General features: G+C 37.1%; 11 protein-coding genes. 1 reads left to right on the forward strand and 10 read right to left on the reverse strand.

Translation table 11 applies throughout. The annotated features are described in order from the left end of the window. Positions 1–17: 17 nt before the first annotated feature. Both acsn021_RS13185 and acsn021_RS13190 read right to left on the reverse strand, forming a co-directional pair. Positions 18–3170 (reverse strand): alpha-mannosidase, encoded by a 3153-nt coding sequence (locus tag acsn021_RS13185; RefSeq protein ID WP_330601668.1) that lies wholly within the window; start codon positions 3168–3170, stop codon positions 18–20. A 51-nt stretch (positions 3171–3221) separates the two neighbouring features. After that, the gene (locus acsn021_RS13190; protein WP_184088413.1) at positions 3222–4217 is read right to left on the reverse strand and encodes a glycoside hydrolase family 130 protein; all 996 of its coding nucleotides are present in this window, start codon (positions 4215–4217) and stop codon (positions 3222–3224) included. A gap of 415 nt (positions 4218–4632) precedes the next feature. Here acsn021_RS13190 and acsn021_RS13195 point away from each other — a divergent pair, with 415 nt between their 5' ends. Next, a complete protein-coding gene (locus tag acsn021_RS13195; protein ID WP_184088410.1) occupies positions 4633–5670 on the forward strand; it encodes a LacI family DNA-binding transcriptional regulator in 1038 nt (345 codons plus the stop codon). 105 nt (positions 5671–5775) lie between these two features. On the opposite strand, the gene acsn021_RS13200 is transcribed toward acsn021_RS13195, so the two are convergent. The 8 genes from acsn021_RS13200 to plsY all read right to left on the reverse strand — a co-directional run bounded on the left by acsn021_RS13200 (position 5776) and on the right by plsY (position 16441). Further along, entirely contained in the window at positions 5776–6633 is an 858-nt protein-coding gene (locus acsn021_RS13200; protein ID WP_184088407.1) for a metallophosphoesterase, read from the reverse strand. 109 nt (positions 6634–6742) lie between these two features. Further along, on the reverse strand, positions 6743–7573 hold the full coding sequence (locus tag acsn021_RS13205; RefSeq protein ID WP_184088404.1) for a hypothetical protein: 831 nt from the start codon (positions 7571–7573) through the stop codon (positions 6743–6745). Between the two features lie 46 nt (positions 7574–7619). After that, positions 7620–9293 carry a MutS-related protein gene (locus acsn021_RS13210; RefSeq protein WP_184088401.1) on the reverse strand — a complete coding sequence of 558 codons (1674 nt, stop codon included), beginning with the start codon at positions 9291–9293 and terminating at the stop codon, positions 7620–7622. A gap of 356 nt (positions 9294–9649) precedes the next feature. Next, the gene (gene ltrA / locus acsn021_RS13215) at positions 9650–11062 is read right to left on the reverse strand and encodes a group II intron reverse transcriptase/maturase (RefSeq protein ID WP_184096193.1); all 1413 of its coding nucleotides are present in this window, start codon (positions 11060–11062) and stop codon (positions 9650–9652) included. Between the two features lie 463 nt (positions 11063–11525). Further along, positions 11526–12578 carry a C40 family peptidase gene (locus acsn021_RS13220; RefSeq protein ID WP_184095951.1) on the reverse strand — a complete coding sequence of 351 codons (1053 nt, stop codon included), beginning with the start codon at positions 12576–12578 and terminating at the stop codon, positions 11526–11528. A 436-nt stretch (positions 12579–13014) separates the two neighbouring features. Continuing rightward, positions 13015–14523: a stage IV sporulation protein A gene (gene spoIVA / locus acsn021_RS13225; RefSeq protein ID WP_184095953.1), complete on the reverse strand. Its 1509-nt coding sequence runs from the start codon at positions 14521–14523 to the stop codon at positions 13015–13017. Between the two features lie 162 nt (positions 14524–14685). Further along, complete coding sequence (locus tag acsn021_RS13230) at positions 14686–15699, reverse strand: NAD(P)H-dependent glycerol-3-phosphate dehydrogenase (RefSeq protein ID WP_184095955.1); 1014 nt, start codon at positions 15697–15699, stop codon at positions 14686–14688. 121 nt (positions 15700–15820) lie between these two features. Beyond that, entirely contained in the window at positions 15821–16441 is a 621-nt protein-coding gene (plsY, locus tag acsn021_RS13235; RefSeq protein ID WP_184095957.1) for a glycerol-3-phosphate 1-O-acyltransferase PlsY, read from the reverse strand.

Here is a 16441-nt window from a genome sequence, read left to right on the forward strand (position 1 = left end):
TCAGGTGATTCTTTGCCTTAATAAGTAATCTTATAGGTTTTTATTTCATACGGTTTAATGGTTATGTCAAAACCCGATGCAGTTCCTTCAACTTGGCCAATTACCTCTTCAATCAGATTGCATTCCTCAATCTTTTGAATTGCCTTTCCAGATAAGTTTACACGTAGGTTCGTAAGTGAATTTTCAAATTCATACATCCTGATTATCATACCGCTTTTATCTTCTGCTTCTTTAATGGTCTCCAAGTATACATTCCGTTTATCTACAGAAACCAAAGAGGTTTTATTGCCTTTAGTCCCCCCTCTAATCACAAATACCGGCTGATTCAGTTTCGCTGCTGCAAATACAGTACCGCCATCCTTAAAGCCTTCTATATGAGGATAAAGCGCATAGGTAAAGTAATGTTCCTCTTGATCTGTAACAGGATTTGGTTCTATTCCAGATTTTATTAAGGTAAGAGCCATGTCTCCATCCTTTACAGAATGACCATATTTACAGTCATTTAGAATACTTACTCCATAATGCCCTTCCGACAAATCGATCCATTTCTGTCCACAGGATTCAAATCTTGCCACATCCCAACTTGTGTTGCTATGTACTTTTCTGGTAATATTACCAAACTGAATATCAAAAGTAGCTTCGTCTGAGTGGATATTAACCGGAAAATGTACCTTCAATAAATGTTGCTTCTCTTTCCAATCCACATAGGTTTCAAAAATAATTCTTCTGTCTTCAGCATAAAAATGAATCTTTTGTTTTATTGTGGATTTACTTATCTTACGTTCTATTTCCAGCGTAGCACGAACAGCCCCTATCTCAGTCCATTGCATCCAAACCACTTCATCAGCAGGCCAAAATTTTTCAGTATAATAGATATCAATATCCCAATTGTCGTAATAAATTGGTTTATCCTCATACATACAAAATAAGTTGCTTTTTTTATCTATCTGTAAAACTTCCCGGTAATTTTCCTTATCATATATGGAGGTAAACAATCCTGCCTCATCCAATTGAATATTATAAAAAGGTGTTTCAATACCATTTTCCCGAATTGAGAAAGGGATTTCAGCCTCAGCATTGGATTTACCAAAAACCTTACTGCCTTTAGAGGGTAAACCTTCTACATATGCTATCGCTCCCTCTTTCGTCTGCTGTACCGGATAGATTTTTCCGGAATCATCCGTTATAGCGGCAGTATCCCAATCCCCTAAATTCACAACATCACTTCTTTCAAAGCCCAAGGTGTTAAAAACAGTGATACCCTCCCCTTCTTCTGTAAGTGCCTTTAAGCGCTCTGACAACAGCAATTGTCCCGCCTCTTCCAATTCTTCATATTCTTGTTTTGTTACATCGTAAACCTGTTTTATGGAAGTACCGGGTAAAATATCGTGAAACTGATTTAACAGAATCTTTTTCCACATGGAATCCATGGCTTCTGCCGGATAAGGTATGCCTTTGTCCTTAGCAAGATATGAGATTAGTTCCAAATCCATCATTAATAACTCACTCTTACGGTTTGAGCGTTTATTTCTTGCCATAGAGGTATAGGTTCCTCTATGATATTCGAAATAAAATTCACCCTCCCACACAGGAAACCTTTTATTATCTCTTACACGCTCTTCTAACTCCTTAAAATAGGTAGCCGCAAACTCCTGACGCACTTTTGGTATACCCTTAATTCCCTTTTCCATACGTTTTGAGATTTCCAGCATTTCTCTGGTAGGACCTCCGCCGCCATCACCGTAGCCAAAAGATATAAGAATATCATTATTGATTTCCTTGTTCTGATAACGCTTCCAGCCCCCCATTATTGCATCCGGATGCAGCATTCCGTTATAAGTTGTAAAAAAGTTTTCCGTACTCTGGCCAACTCCTAATGTTGTTATCAAGTGAGTAAATATTTCTGTACCATCAATTCCTCTCCAACGGAGAGTATCATAAGGCATTTTATTGAACTGATTCCAAGCAAGCTTCGTAGTCATAAAGTAATCAATACCGCATTTTTTCATAATTTGAGGCAGCGCACCGGAGTATCCGAATACATCCGGAAGCCATAAAATCCGGTTATCCACTCCAAACTCTTCTTTAAAAAAGCGTTTTCCATGCAAAAATTGACGTACCAGGGATTCTCCAGAAGTTAAATTGCAGTCTGCTTCCACCCACATACCACCTTCTGCTTCCCAGCGGCCTTCCTTTACCCGTTCCTTTAACTGACTGTAAAGTTCAGGATAACGTTCCTTTAGAAAATAATATAGCTGCGGCTGACTGGATATGAATTTATACTCCGGATATTCTTCCATAAATTTGAGAACAGTTGCAAAACTTCTGCCCACCTTTTCTCTGGTCTGCTCAACGGTCCACCACCACGCCACATCAATGTGGGTATGTCCGATACAGGTGGCAATAATATCCTCATAACCTGCCATATCCTGGTATAACGCTTTATTAATATAGTTTTCTGCACTCTTAATAGATTCATAAAATGCTTCTGAATACGTATCCCTTAAATCCAGATAGTTAATTGTACGATTTAAAACCGTTTCAATATCTCTTCTTACCTTATCATCTTTTTCCATACGGGTGAAAGCACTCAAGGGAACATACAAATCATAATAGAGTTTTTCAATAACCGGATCCACCTCAAGCATCTCAACAATTAAATGAAATTCCGAATGAAGTGTTCCTGTATAAGATTGAAGGTCCAGGCGGTAGGTTTCACCAGCCTTTGCAGCCTCTGTTAAAAAAACCCTCCTATGGTTCATATCAATACCCTGCGTTGCTTTTCCATTTACATATAGAAGAAACTGGGGATTTTTCCCATCGTCCCACTCCTCAATCTGGGTTCGGACATGTAACCATAATGGCTTGTGGTTCATAGTTTCAGGTACAGTAAAGTCAGCTCTGAACCAGTAATGTTCATCAGGCCCATACCAATGCATAGTCCTGCTGTCAAATTCTCTAAAAGACTCCTCATCCTTATCAGCATCGTCGGGGCGAATAAAATTTCCTTTCTTAAATTGCCAGTTCTGTATCGGGGTCTTTTGCACCACTGAAACCCTTTTTAATTCATCACAAATTACCTGAATTCGTTTATCGATATACTCCATAATCTCCTCCATTCCTGCACAAGTTTCTGCACCTAAAATATGTACTAAATATGGTACAGACATAACCTTTCATCCCTGCCCATTTTAAATATGGTTTTTATTGCTTTACATTTCTTAGGCATGCAAAGGATGCTTTTTAGTAAATTGTATCAGCTCATCTACAGTTGTAAAAGCAAGACCTGTTACCGTATCTGCGCATCCATAGTAAATGGCTATTCTTCCGGTATCACTGTCAGTCAGAGTAGCACAAGGAAATACAACATTTGGAACATCTCCCACACATTCATAATATTCGCTAGGAGCTAGTATGTAAGCCGCCGAACGGTGTTTTACAACCCACGGTTTATCTATATCCAGTATTGCACAACCCATTCGGTATACAAAACCATTACAGGTATTAATTACTCCATGATATATCAAAAGCCAGCCTTCATCCGTTTCAATCGGCACCGGGCCAGGACCTATTTTTTTAGACTGCCAAGCAGAAGCATCTCCACTGTAGGTTGACATTACATGCCTGTGATGTCCCCAGTACTCCAAATCTTTACTCTGGCTCACAAAAATATCTCCAAAAGGTGTGTGACCCGTATCACTTGGTCTGCTTAACATCATATAATAATCGTTGATCTTTCTTGGAAATAATACTCCGTTACGGTTATAAGGCAAAAAAGAATTCTCCATCTGATGAAAGGTCTTAAAATCAAAAGTATAAGCCAAGCCAATCGTGGGTCCATGATAACCGTTACACCAGGTTATGTAGTACCTGTCTTCAATATAACACACTCTTGGGTCATAGCGGTATTCCCTTTTTGTAATTTCTTCATCTTCTCCTTGAAACACAATCGGTTGCTGGTTAATATCCCAATGTATTCCGTCTTTACTAAACCCTGCAAATATATCCATGCTAATACTTCTGCTGTCACATCGGAAAACACCTGCAAAACCATCCTCAAAAGAAACGACAGCGCTGTTGAAAATACTATTAGATGATTCAATCGCATCCCTTTTAATAATTGGGTTGTTCCCATATCTCCAAACCGGCTCTTTGCATCCATGTGGTTTTTCCTGCCATGGAATATTAGGTAATGATACACCTATAATTTTGCTCATAACACTCTCTCCTTTTTAACATTTTTAACTTTATAATTAACATTATGTTGTCTGTTTTGAAATAAATATTAACATTTTTTCATTGATATTACAACTAGTTTTTTAATATATTTATAATTATTCTATACTCTTTTAACATGTATATACTTTTGATAAAATTATTTACATTAATTTTACATTTTTTAGTAATATATGTGAGTTTTCCATAAGCTTTTATACTATATAAAACTTATTAAACCAAAATTCTTCTGCATCTATTTTTTCTGTTCTTAACATTTTAATAACTTTTGTTTGAATAAGTAATTCTTATATGATATAATACAAACAGTTATAACGTTTTAGTAAAAATATGTGAACAATTTATATTAATAAAAAGGAATCACTTAACAATTTATTTATATTCCGGGGGATTTTTATGAGAAAAGTAACGATGCAAGATATAGCAGATGCCCTTAATGTATCAAGAGTATCTGTTTGGAAGGTTTTTAATGATTATCCTGGAGTTTCGGAGCCTTTGCGACGTCAAATCATCGCAAAAGCACAAGAAATGGGCTATTTAAAACTAGGGCAATCCCTCATGACTGGAGAACAGACAGAAAATACCGAATCGGATAACCAGATAACTATTTCTGTTGTGGTATCGCGTCCCGATTCTTCGATTTTTTGGATGAACATTATCCATTGTATTGCAAAAGAACTAACACAAAATAATATAAATCTGATGTACACATATCTTCCGTCAAAGTACAGCAGTTCCTATACGCTACCATCCGCTTTTACAAACGGTACCGTACAGGGGATCATCATGCTGAATGTATATGATACTACTTTATTGCAGATGTTAAATTCCCTGCGTATACCAAAAGTATTTTTGGATATTGTTACTTCTATACCAGAGGACTCTTTAACCGGTGACTTGGTGCTATTAGAGGGACGTAACAGTATCCGCAAAATTACAAACCATATTATCCAAAAAGGACGTAAAAACATTGGTTTTATCGGCGCTACTGATTATGCCAGAACCAATAATGACCGTTATGAAGGCTTTAAAGCTGCTATGACAGAACATAATCTTCCTCTTAATCCCAAACAATGTCTTACCGGTAATATTGGTATCTATACTTATACAGAAGAAATTAACCAGTTTTTAAGCGGGCTAGATAAGATGCCGGAGGCTTTTGTCTGTGTAAGTGACTTTGTCGCCAATTTTGTTATCCAGTATTTAAGTGAACATAATATTAATGTTCCTGAGGAAGTAGCAATCTCCGGCTACGACGGCAGTACCGAATATGGTGATTTGGCTAATTACCTTACTTCTGTTCAGGTTGATACAAAGGCATTGGGTAAACGTTTAGTAAAACAATTGTTGTATAAGATGAATGATCCGGATTCACCAAATGAAATTATTTATCTGTCCTTTGATATTGTATATGGGGAATCCACGAATTTCTAATTCTAGAATATTATATAATTGGAATAGCAAAAAACAGCTCCCGACAAGACTGTATTTCACATCCTGTCAGGAGCAGTTGCATATTAAACTCATATTAAGAACAATCTATTTTTCATATTGCATGGTTACTTGAATCAGCTCCGGTCGATTGAAAAGACGAAGGGGTATTTTACTGTTACCCAGTCCTCTGCTGATAATTAAGGTGGTATTATCACTTTTGTGAATACCTGCTGTTAACTTCGGAAAGAAACCCTGACCCGGTGCATATAATCCATTGGGAAACGGAAACCGGAACTGCCCCCCATGGGCGTGTCCGCTAAACACTAAATCAAAACCATCCTCTACATAGGTATCAAAATACTCAGGTCTGTGGGAAAGAAGTATGTAAAACTTATTCTCCCTATTATCAGAAAACACCTTCAACTGTTCTTTCCAAATATTTTCTACCATTGTAAAGTCTGGATCCATAATTCCGGCTATTACTATACTCTCCCCATCCCGTTCAAACAACACTTGTTCATTATCAAGTATTATCACTCCCGCTTTGTAAAGTTCAGTCTTTAATTGCAAGTAAATTCCGGACCACTTCTCGTGGTTTCCGGTTACGTAATACACATCCGCTATATTAACGGCCTGATTTATAAATTCCATTGCTGTATCCACATTAATTCGATTCGAATCAATCAAATCTCCCGTAACAAATATAACATCCGGCTCTAAATCCATTATTTTTAATAGAAGTTTTTCCTGATGCTTACCGAAACTCTTATTATGAAGATCAGACACCTGTACAATTTTCAAACCATCAAAACTCTCCGGCAGCAATACACTTTTATACGTATAGCTGGTTATTACAATCGAATTATTCTGCCAATAGAAAAAAGCGATACTTAAAAGCAGCAGGCTTAAAGCACAGGCTACTTTCATTTTTATTCCAAGTGTTACTTTTACTTTTCTTTTCATAGTAACTCCCATCTGTGCGCTTTAGTGTATACTCGCATTACACCTGCACACGAACAAAAAGGGATTAACCGAATCACCAATGGTTTCTAAACTAACAAGTACCTTTATATTATTCATTATTCTCATCATGATTAATTATGCGTTCTACAAATGTTTGATATCCTAACGTATGCTCTTTCGTCAAGCCTTTTTTGCCATAAACCTGATACATATCCGCCAGATACAACATACCTGCCATGACTCCGAATTTCTCATAGTATTCTCCATCAACAGCTTCTTTTAGATACCTTCCCTGCATTTTTATATCCGTTTCCTTACTAGCCTTTCTTAATTTAGCAAGACACTTTTGATTAATCTGTTTTAAATCTTCATTGTGCCAATCTGTAGCGCCAATAGCATCATTATATGCAAGAAGATGTGCCATTGCCTCTAAGAATATGGAGGCATTCAATCTGGTTTTATAATCTCCTGATTCTGCTGCCATATGTATATCTGGCAGTAAATTACAGGTACATAAATAAGTAATTGCATGGGTAATCAAATTCCTGATTATCCCTCGAATATCAATTTTATCATAGTACTTTGCCCAGCACCCCAAATCAAAAACTATTACCTCTTTACCCTGGGGATCAATCATAACGGTAGCATCCCTAGCATCAGAGAGGCCTATGATTACATAGACTTCCAGTTTTTCTATCAGCTCACACCAGCCGGGATAAACGGTACTAAAAATTTCTTCGTTATAGGGCGTAAATGACAGCAAACAATTTTTCGCTTCTTTATACAACTTCTTAACATTTGCTTCTATGGTAGAACTGGTGTATTCTGACTTATAAGGAACACTATCAAATTCCCTAATTTTAAAAATCCAATGTTCCCGGAATTTTTCAATATCACCATCCAAAAGATATGAATCAATAATTTCTGTATTTAATATCATTGTCTGCTCTCCTGTTCTTATGCATATACCAGTGGAAATATTTTATCTACTGAAGTATTTTCCATGTACCCTCCTGCAAAAAGTTGTTGGCACTCTCTGAGGCACTTTCTATAATCTCTTTCGAATAACCCATTACGCCAAGAAGCTTAATGGCATTTTTAGATATTGCCCTTCCCTTAAGAAGCTTATAATCAAATAACACATTATCATCAACTATCCGTTCCTGAAAATGGTAGTTCGTATAATAATTTTCTAGGATATGCGTTAACTCTACATCGTGAGTTGCTGCAAAACACACCGCGTTGCTTTTAGCGAAATTCATTAAAATCTGTGAAGAAGCCGCAATACGTTCTAGGGTATTGGTCCCTCGTAATACTTCATCTACAAAACAAAGAGTTGGAGTATCCTTATTTATTAAATCCAAAATACGTTTTAGTGATTTTATTTCTACAATATAATAACTTTCCTTACTAAAAATATTATCCTGTAGAGCCATGGAGGATGCTATCTGAAAATAACTTCCGGAATAGGTTTTGCTTGCAGAAGTATATATGGTCTGGGACAATATTGCATTAATAGCAAGGGTTTTAATAAAAGTGGATTTTCCGGAGGCATTAGAACCGGTAATCAAAACACATTTATCTACCTGAATAGAATTTGTTACTGGGTTCTCTATCATAGGATGATACAATTGTGTTGCCTCCATAAAAGGCGTTCTGTCTTTCTTTAGAACTGGGATGCAGTAGTAATCCAACATGGTCCGGAAAGAGGCGGCAGCTATCATACTATCTATTATACCAATATTTTCATACATATGGTTCAAAGCATCTTTATTCTTCTTAAAACATTTTAACATTGAATTAAATTTAATCAAATCAATATGAAAAAGCATTCTGAAATAATCCAGTACAATATCCGACATGTCACCAACCGGATTTTTTGAGGTTACTATCTTAGAACCTCTCTTAAATTGCTCGAACTTCTTACCGGCAAGTGCCAATTGATCAGTATATCTTTTAATTTCCGGAATTTCAAGCTTAGATATTACTTTAATCCCATTTAGTAGCCGGATGACATACGCGCACACCGTAAAGTATGCATCTATCTGTCCTTTTATTCGATAATACTGTACGATATTGTTAATAAAAAAAACGATAGTTAAAACTCCGGCTAATGCCGGATTGATAGCAAATAAAGCAATGGATGCCAGTAAGCCAACTGCCATAATATAATGAGGAAGACTGTTTCTTTCCTTTAAGTTATTTAGTGCGTTGATATATTCATAAACTGAGATGTTTCGTATCTTACCCATTCCGTTAAGAGCAACCTGAATTTTTTGCCGCTGCTCTTTGTTGTTCTGAAAAAATTCAATCAACCTGTTACGTTCTAACAGTTCTTCTTCACTGAATGTAAGCTTGCGCAGTAAGGAGTACAAATACTCTTCACCCATGGCACTGCCTGTGTTGTTCATCAACATAAAAATCTGTTCCATATCGATATCATTCCAAGTTATATCATCTATATCCTTAGAAGCATCCTTCGTGGAACGATAGTAATAGGTTAAAGATTGCAATGCTTCCGTAGTATATTCCTGTTCCGGGACTTCTCCCCATTGCCTTTCTAGTTTTACAATCAATTTCTTAACGCTTGCTTTTTTGTCATAGATGGACTTGGCAACAAAAGCAGCAAAAACCAACACAATAAATACAATATATTCCATTGTTCTCCTAACCGGCCTGCTGCACAAGTGTCTACATTTTATAAATCTAACATGAGTTTATGCAGCGATGCTATTTACATTTCTTTTACATAAAAAACACACTATCTTTAATTATAAATTTTAATACTTTATCTGTCAATTCTTTCAAGGTTTTTTTATTAACCTTTAATATTTGTAATTACCTGCAAGCCATTGCGGTCAACAAAACAAGAGTTTAGCACAGGATACCCTATGCTATTTGCCCTTTATATAGGTGTCCAGCCATCCGTTAATCGAGTAGGAGAATAATCATTAATTGATTATTCGTCCTCTCACACCACCACGCATGCCGTTCGGCACGTGGCGGTTCAATAGAATTACCTTACTTGTAAATATCTTTCTGTTAATGTTATAAATCCTTGTTCTCTAAGATGTTTGTTCGTAAGAGTTGTAGCTAGGATTGGGCTATTGGAGATTCTCCAGTAGCCTTTTCTTGTATTCGCATGTTCCCATGCCTTCCACTTTAATGCACCTAGCTTTACTAAGTTATCGTATTTCGTTTTAATCTTTTTCCACTGTTTCCAGTAGCAAAGTCTTATACGTCTCCTCAACCATTCATCGAGTTCTTTTAAGGTACTTCTCATATCTGCAAGTTTAAAGTAACTTACCCAGCCAACCATTAGTTGTCTTAGTTTCATTGCTCTAACTTCCATGCTCATTGCATTACTTCTTCCAGTGAGGTTCTTTAGTTTTCCCTTTATTTTCTTGACTGATATCGGATGAACTCTTATTCCCATTTCACCTTTCTTTGGATAAAAGGTGTATCCTAAGTATTTTAGTTTCCATGGTCGGTCTACCTTGCTTTTCTCTTTATTTACTTTGAGTTTTAAGTCTTCCTCAATAAACTTCGTGATACTTTTCATAACTCGTTCAGCGGATTTTCTTGATTTGACATATACATTACAATCATCTGCGTAACGACAGAATCTCAATCCTCGTCTTTCCAGTTCCGTATCTAATTCATGTAACATAATGTTACTAAGTAATGGAGACAGATTTCCGCCTTGTGGTACTCCCTCTGTGGTTACAGTAGTTAGACCTTTTTCCATTACTCCTGCATTTAGATACTTTCTTATCAGTCCGATTACACGTATATCCTTTACTTCTTTATAAATCAGTCCGATTAATTTATCATGATTTACAGTATCAAAGTACTTCTCCAAATCGATATCTACTGCCCATCGGTAGCCTTCATCCATGTATTCTTTACACTTTAAGATGGCTTGATGCGCATTTCGGTTTGGTCGAAACCCATAACTATTCTCTGAAAATTTCTTCTCAAAGATTGGGGTAAGCACTTGTGATATTGCTTGCTGTATCACTCGGTCTACTACAGTCGGTATTCCTAATGGTCTTGTTTTCCCGTTTTCTTTTGGTATTTCTACTCGTCTAACGGCATTGGGTTTATAACTTCCATTTACTATGGATTGCTTAAGTTCTTCGCCATGTCTTTTAAGATACGGTAGAAGTTCATCTACTCCCATCTCATCAATTCCATGACTTCCTTTATTCTTCTTTACTCTTTTAAAGGCTTCATTCAGATTTTCATTACTGATGATTTTCTCTAACAATCCATAGTGATACTCACTTCTAGCGTTCTGTCTGTTCTTTGACGTCATAGAAATGCTCGGCGTCTTTGCATATCTTTCGAGTTCCACTCTATCTTTTTGCAAATGACCTGACTTTATATTCAGTTGTCTGCTTTCATCACATTTCTTTGTTTCTTTCAAACTTCTAAAACCTCCTATTGTTCAGTCCTTCCTATTGGTCGTCGACAACCTCTAGTACTATGACCTCTGCTGACCCCTTAGAGTTCAGCCATACATCACTATATGGGTTGTTGTTTCAAAGTTCATTTCCACAACTTACCTCTAAGGTCTCCCCAGGTAAGAACGCAATCTTCCTCTCCATCTATCTGCCACATTTACACCTTTTGTTTTCGAGTAGTTATAGGGCTTTGACTTGTTAGGCAGCCTTACCCACAAAAGTTTGCCTTATATGTGATTTCTGTTCGTCAGACCAGAGATTTGCCCACGGACTTCCTTCAGATTCGCTCTCACGAACGACACCCTTGTCTTAGGCTATGCACTTTCCACTACTAGGATGTGCTAGGGACTTGAACCCATGAGATTGCGCCCATGCTGGGCGCACCTAAATAAAAAAACTGCCGTTTGGCAGTTTTTTTATAATCTATTAATCATTTATTAATCTTATCATTTTGATAGGGGTTCTATAATACATATTGGATATTTTAATACCTGTTCTTGGATTACTTGCATGTATAACCTGACCGTTACCAATATACATGGCTACATGGTTAATATAACTTCCGCTGCCATAGAATACTAAGTCACCTGGTTTTATGTTACCAGAGTTTACCGAAGCACCTACGGTTGCCTGACTTCTGGATACCCTTGGAATAGAATAACCGAAATTAGCGTATATTCTCATAGTAAATCCAGAACAATCCGCTCCATTCGTTAAGCTTGTGCCGCCCCATACATATGGATTACCTAAATATTGTTTTGCAAAAGCAACTATCTGAGCCCTGATTCCAGACACTCCTGCACTTTCTTCTTCCACTGTAACGGCCTTTTGGAGTTCATAGGAAAGATTTATATATTGCCTGGCTACATAGCCCTCGTCGGCATCTATCTTTACTTTAATCCAATCTGTACTTACTTCTTCAACTTCCATTTCCTCGTCTTGCGGAACACTTGTTACTACGTCTGACAAAAGACTTTCATCAGACCTGATATTTAAGGCAGCTGTATTAACTGTCGCTACAAGGCTTCCAACTTTTCTAGCTAAAGCCACTGCTTCATCACCTGTAATTAAAAAAGAACTCATAACATAACCGGTTACCTTACCGGATTTTATCTTAGCCCATCCATCTTTGTCAACTTCAATAATGGTACAGCCTGCATTCTTTGGTAATTTTCCAATAATCTTCTGATCTTCGCCGGGTGCTTTACGAATATTTAAATGGTTTTCCACATTCGCAATCCCCAAATTATTATAATCATAAGCAGCAACACTTGTTTCCAACGCAGCTATCGTTATTTCAGAAGCTGCGGCAGTATTGCCAGAATTATAATAGTTATCCAGTGTAACGGTTATTCCTGCCATGGGTTGTTCACCATAAACAGTTTCAGCACCTGCATATTTAGTATTTAGAGCAAATAATACAGTACCGGCGATACATAAGGTTGAAATCTTCAGAAACTTTTTATTTACTTGGTTCATCGGGTTCCTCCTATAGACATCCCTTAATATGTATTTGCAGTTCAACCTTTAAGTTGTTACAAATATATTAAATATATTTCTGATTTATTATAGCAAAAGTTCATAATTTTGTCAACAAGATGTCAAAATTAATTTAAACCAATGTAACAACTAGTGATTTATTCCTAGTTTTATGGTAAAATAGTCCAATTTTTATACCATAATCGTTCTTATGCTGTAGAATAAAACTTTCCTCTTATACAAAATTTTTGTCATATCTTGCAGATTTGGCACAAGTAACCTAAGACTATAAATTACGGGAAAACATAAAAAAAGATGGCAGCATTTCCGGCATATGCGAATCTCAGAGTTTTTAACTGACCCCTATTAACAATGCCTGGCTGAATGAACCATCTTTCTACATTACATTATGAAGTTATGAATATAAGTATATTTATTATATTATGATACAGATTATTCCCCCATTGCTGTCGTTAATTATTTTTTGCATAGTATCCTGTAGTTTTAACTGGCTTTCATCTGTCATTTTACTGATTTTGGCACTGATGCCATCATCTACTAATTGTTGGATGGACTTTCCATATATATTAGTTTCCCAGATACCGTCCGGATTCTCAGAAGAATTCTTCTTAATATAATTAATCAAATCATTGGCTTGTTCTTCACTTCCTACAATGGGAGCAATTTCTGTTTCTATATTTGCTTTTATCATATGAATGGAGGGAGCTGTTGCACGTATCTTAACACCGTATTTGTTACCATGCTTCATTATTTCTGGTTCCTCTACCGTTATTTCTTCCCTGGTAGGTGTTACTACCCCATATCCTCTATTACGCACATCACTGCACGCTCCCCCTACCTTCTGATATTCATACTTCATGTCAGCCAGTTCTCTTATTGTGCTGATAAGCTGATATTCGTCGGCAATGGGAACACCAATTAGGTCACTTAAAATTGTGTAATAATATGTTTCATCAAATTCAATATCAACCTTTATGGTTCCGTTTTCCATTTCTATCTTATCAATCTTAAAGCGATCCACATACTGGCTGTCTGTAATCAGATTTTCAGGTCTTGCATCCCGTATAAGTGAAACCTTCTTTAACAACTGATTGATAGAAGCAAGTAAATCTTGTTTCAGCCAGTGATCATCGGATAGCATTTCTGCCCATTTAGGCATGAAGAAATTAATTTCTGATACAGGAAATACTGACAGTATATTGGACATTATTCGGTTAATATCTTCTTTCTTAAGTTGTTCACAATTTACCGGCATAACCGTAACATTGTATTTACCGGCAATGTCATTGGCAAGGTTTAAAGTCGTTTCCGAATAGGGCTTATTTGTATTAAGCAGAACAATAAAAGGCTTTCTCAGACGTTTTAATTCCCCAATGGTCTTTTCTTCTGCCGGTATATAATTATCTCTTGGCAACTCTCCAAAGCTTCCATCGGTTGTAATTACAACACCAATAGTGGAATGCTCGTTTATAACCTTCTGCGTACCAATCTCTGCGGCTTGGGTAAAAGGAATTTCGTAATCATACCAAGGGGTTTTAACCAATCTTTCCTGTTCATTCTCAATGTGACCGGAGGCACCATCCACCATGTAACCAACACAATCAATCAGCCTGATATTAACAGTAGTATCCTCACCCAGTTTTACCTGCGCTGCTTCTTTAGGTATAAATTTGGGTTCTGTTGTCATGATAGTTTTTCCTGCTGCACTTTGGGGTAATTCATCAATTGCCCTTTCCTTATTATGTACATCCTGGATATTGGGAATTACCAATAAATCCATAAAACGCTTGATGAAGGTAGATTTTCCCGTCCTGACCGGCCCCACCACACCTATGTATATGTCACCGCCTGTCCTAGCCTTAATATCATTATATACATCGTATATTTGATTTGATAAGTCAAGTGACGAAAATTGCTCTAACATATGCTTTCCTCCTTTCGGTTATACTAAAGCATATGCAAGAGCAATTGATTTCATGTATTATTGTTTTTATTATATTTTTTAAACTAAAACCTTACCGATAAAATATTTCAAGCAATGCCTCACCACATAGCTAAATCATGATGAAGTTTTAGTAGCTTTTATCTATTCCAACCAGGTAAGCTCTGAATATTCCCTGCGTTTATCTCTTAAGAGTAAATCTGATACCGCTTCCTTTGCAGATTTATTTTCAAACAGTACAAGATTTACCTGTTCGACGATAGGCATTTCTACATTGTATTTTTTAGCCAACGCCAGGGTTGCTTTAGCAGAAAATACTCCTTCCACTACCTGATTCACTTCCTCCATGGCTTTCTCCATCGTATAGCCTTGTCCAATCAAAAAGCCTGCATTACGGTTTCTGCTGTGCTTACTGGTACAAGTTACAATTAGATCACCCACACCCGAAAGCCCGGCAAAGGTTTCCATCTTACCACCCATAGCAAGACCCAGTCTACTGATTTCAGCAATGCCTCTAGTCATTAATGCTGCTTTTGTATTGTCACCAAAACCTAGCCCGTCTGCTATACCAGCAGCCAAAGCAATGACATTTTTAATGGAACCTCCAAGCTCTATGCCTACCACATCCGGACTAGTATAAACACGAAAACGTTCACTCATAAATACATCCTGAATGAAATAAGCACTAGCCTTGGTTTCTGCTCCTACAACACAGGTTGTGGGAATTCCCCTGCTAACTTCCTCCGCATGACTTGGTCCTGATAATACAGCAATATCAGCATGATTAAGCTCTTCTTTTAAAATATCTGTTAATGTATTTAGAGTAGATTCTTCAATGCCTTTTGCAACATTGACTACAATTTGATTTTCCTTTATAAAGGGTCTTGCAATTTTTGCTGTATTTCTTACAAAAGGTGATGCCACTGCAAATACAAGTAGTTCTTTATCTCTGCAGGCTTCCTCCAATTCACCACATACTGCTACACTTTCTGGAAGTTTTGCACCTGGAAGTTTGTCTTTTAATTCCCTTTCCTCATTTAACAGTTTTACCTCTGACTCAAGTGCCGACCACAAGGTGACTTCATGTCCATTGTTCCCCAGCAAAATAGCAATTGCGGTTCCCCAGGCTCCCGCACCTAAAATACTGACTTTCGCCATTACAAATACCTCCTTTTGTACATTACATATATATACGCCCATTGACTGTTTTAATCATGGTGTGTAACATCTTAGCTTCACATGTGTCTTCAATTTATATCTAAAATAAGAATCATAGGAATCACTTCACTTTAACTTTCTGACCCAATTTATTTTCTGTACCACTTATTAATCGTTTTAGATTGGATTGATGCTTAATGAATGCTGATATAGTGAATATCCCGCTGACAATCAGCATATGTATGTTTCCGGTATAAAGCACCAGTACCCATATCGGAAATAGCAAGGATATTAACAAGGAGCCTAGCGATACATATCTGGTAATCAGTACTATCAAACAAAACACAGCACAAGCCAAAAGCCCAAGCCTTAGGTCAAATGCCAGCATAACACCTGCTGTTGCAGCGATTCCCTTTCCGCCCTTAAAATGAAGCCAGAAGGGAAAATTATGCCCAAGTACAACCCCTAAACCTGCATAAAGAGCTAACAGTTTAACACTAGGCTCTTTTGTATACAAAACAAGATACACAAGCAGAATAGGGATAATAGCTTTCATTGCATCCCCTAAAAAGGTCAGCAGGCCGGCCCTCCAGCCTAATGTGCGGAGTGCGTTGGTTGTACCGGCATTTCCGCTGCCATATTGCCTGATATCAATATTATTTGCCCTCCCGATCACATATGCGGTAGAAAAACATCCGAAACAATAACCCATTCCTAAGCAAATCAATATTTTAAGCAGCAT

Origin of the sequence: Anaerocolumna cellulosilytica (assembly GCF_014218335.1) — a bacterium.
GTDB classification, from domain to species: domain Bacteria; phylum Bacillota; class Clostridia; order Lachnospirales; family Lachnospiraceae; genus Anaerocolumna; species Anaerocolumna cellulosilytica.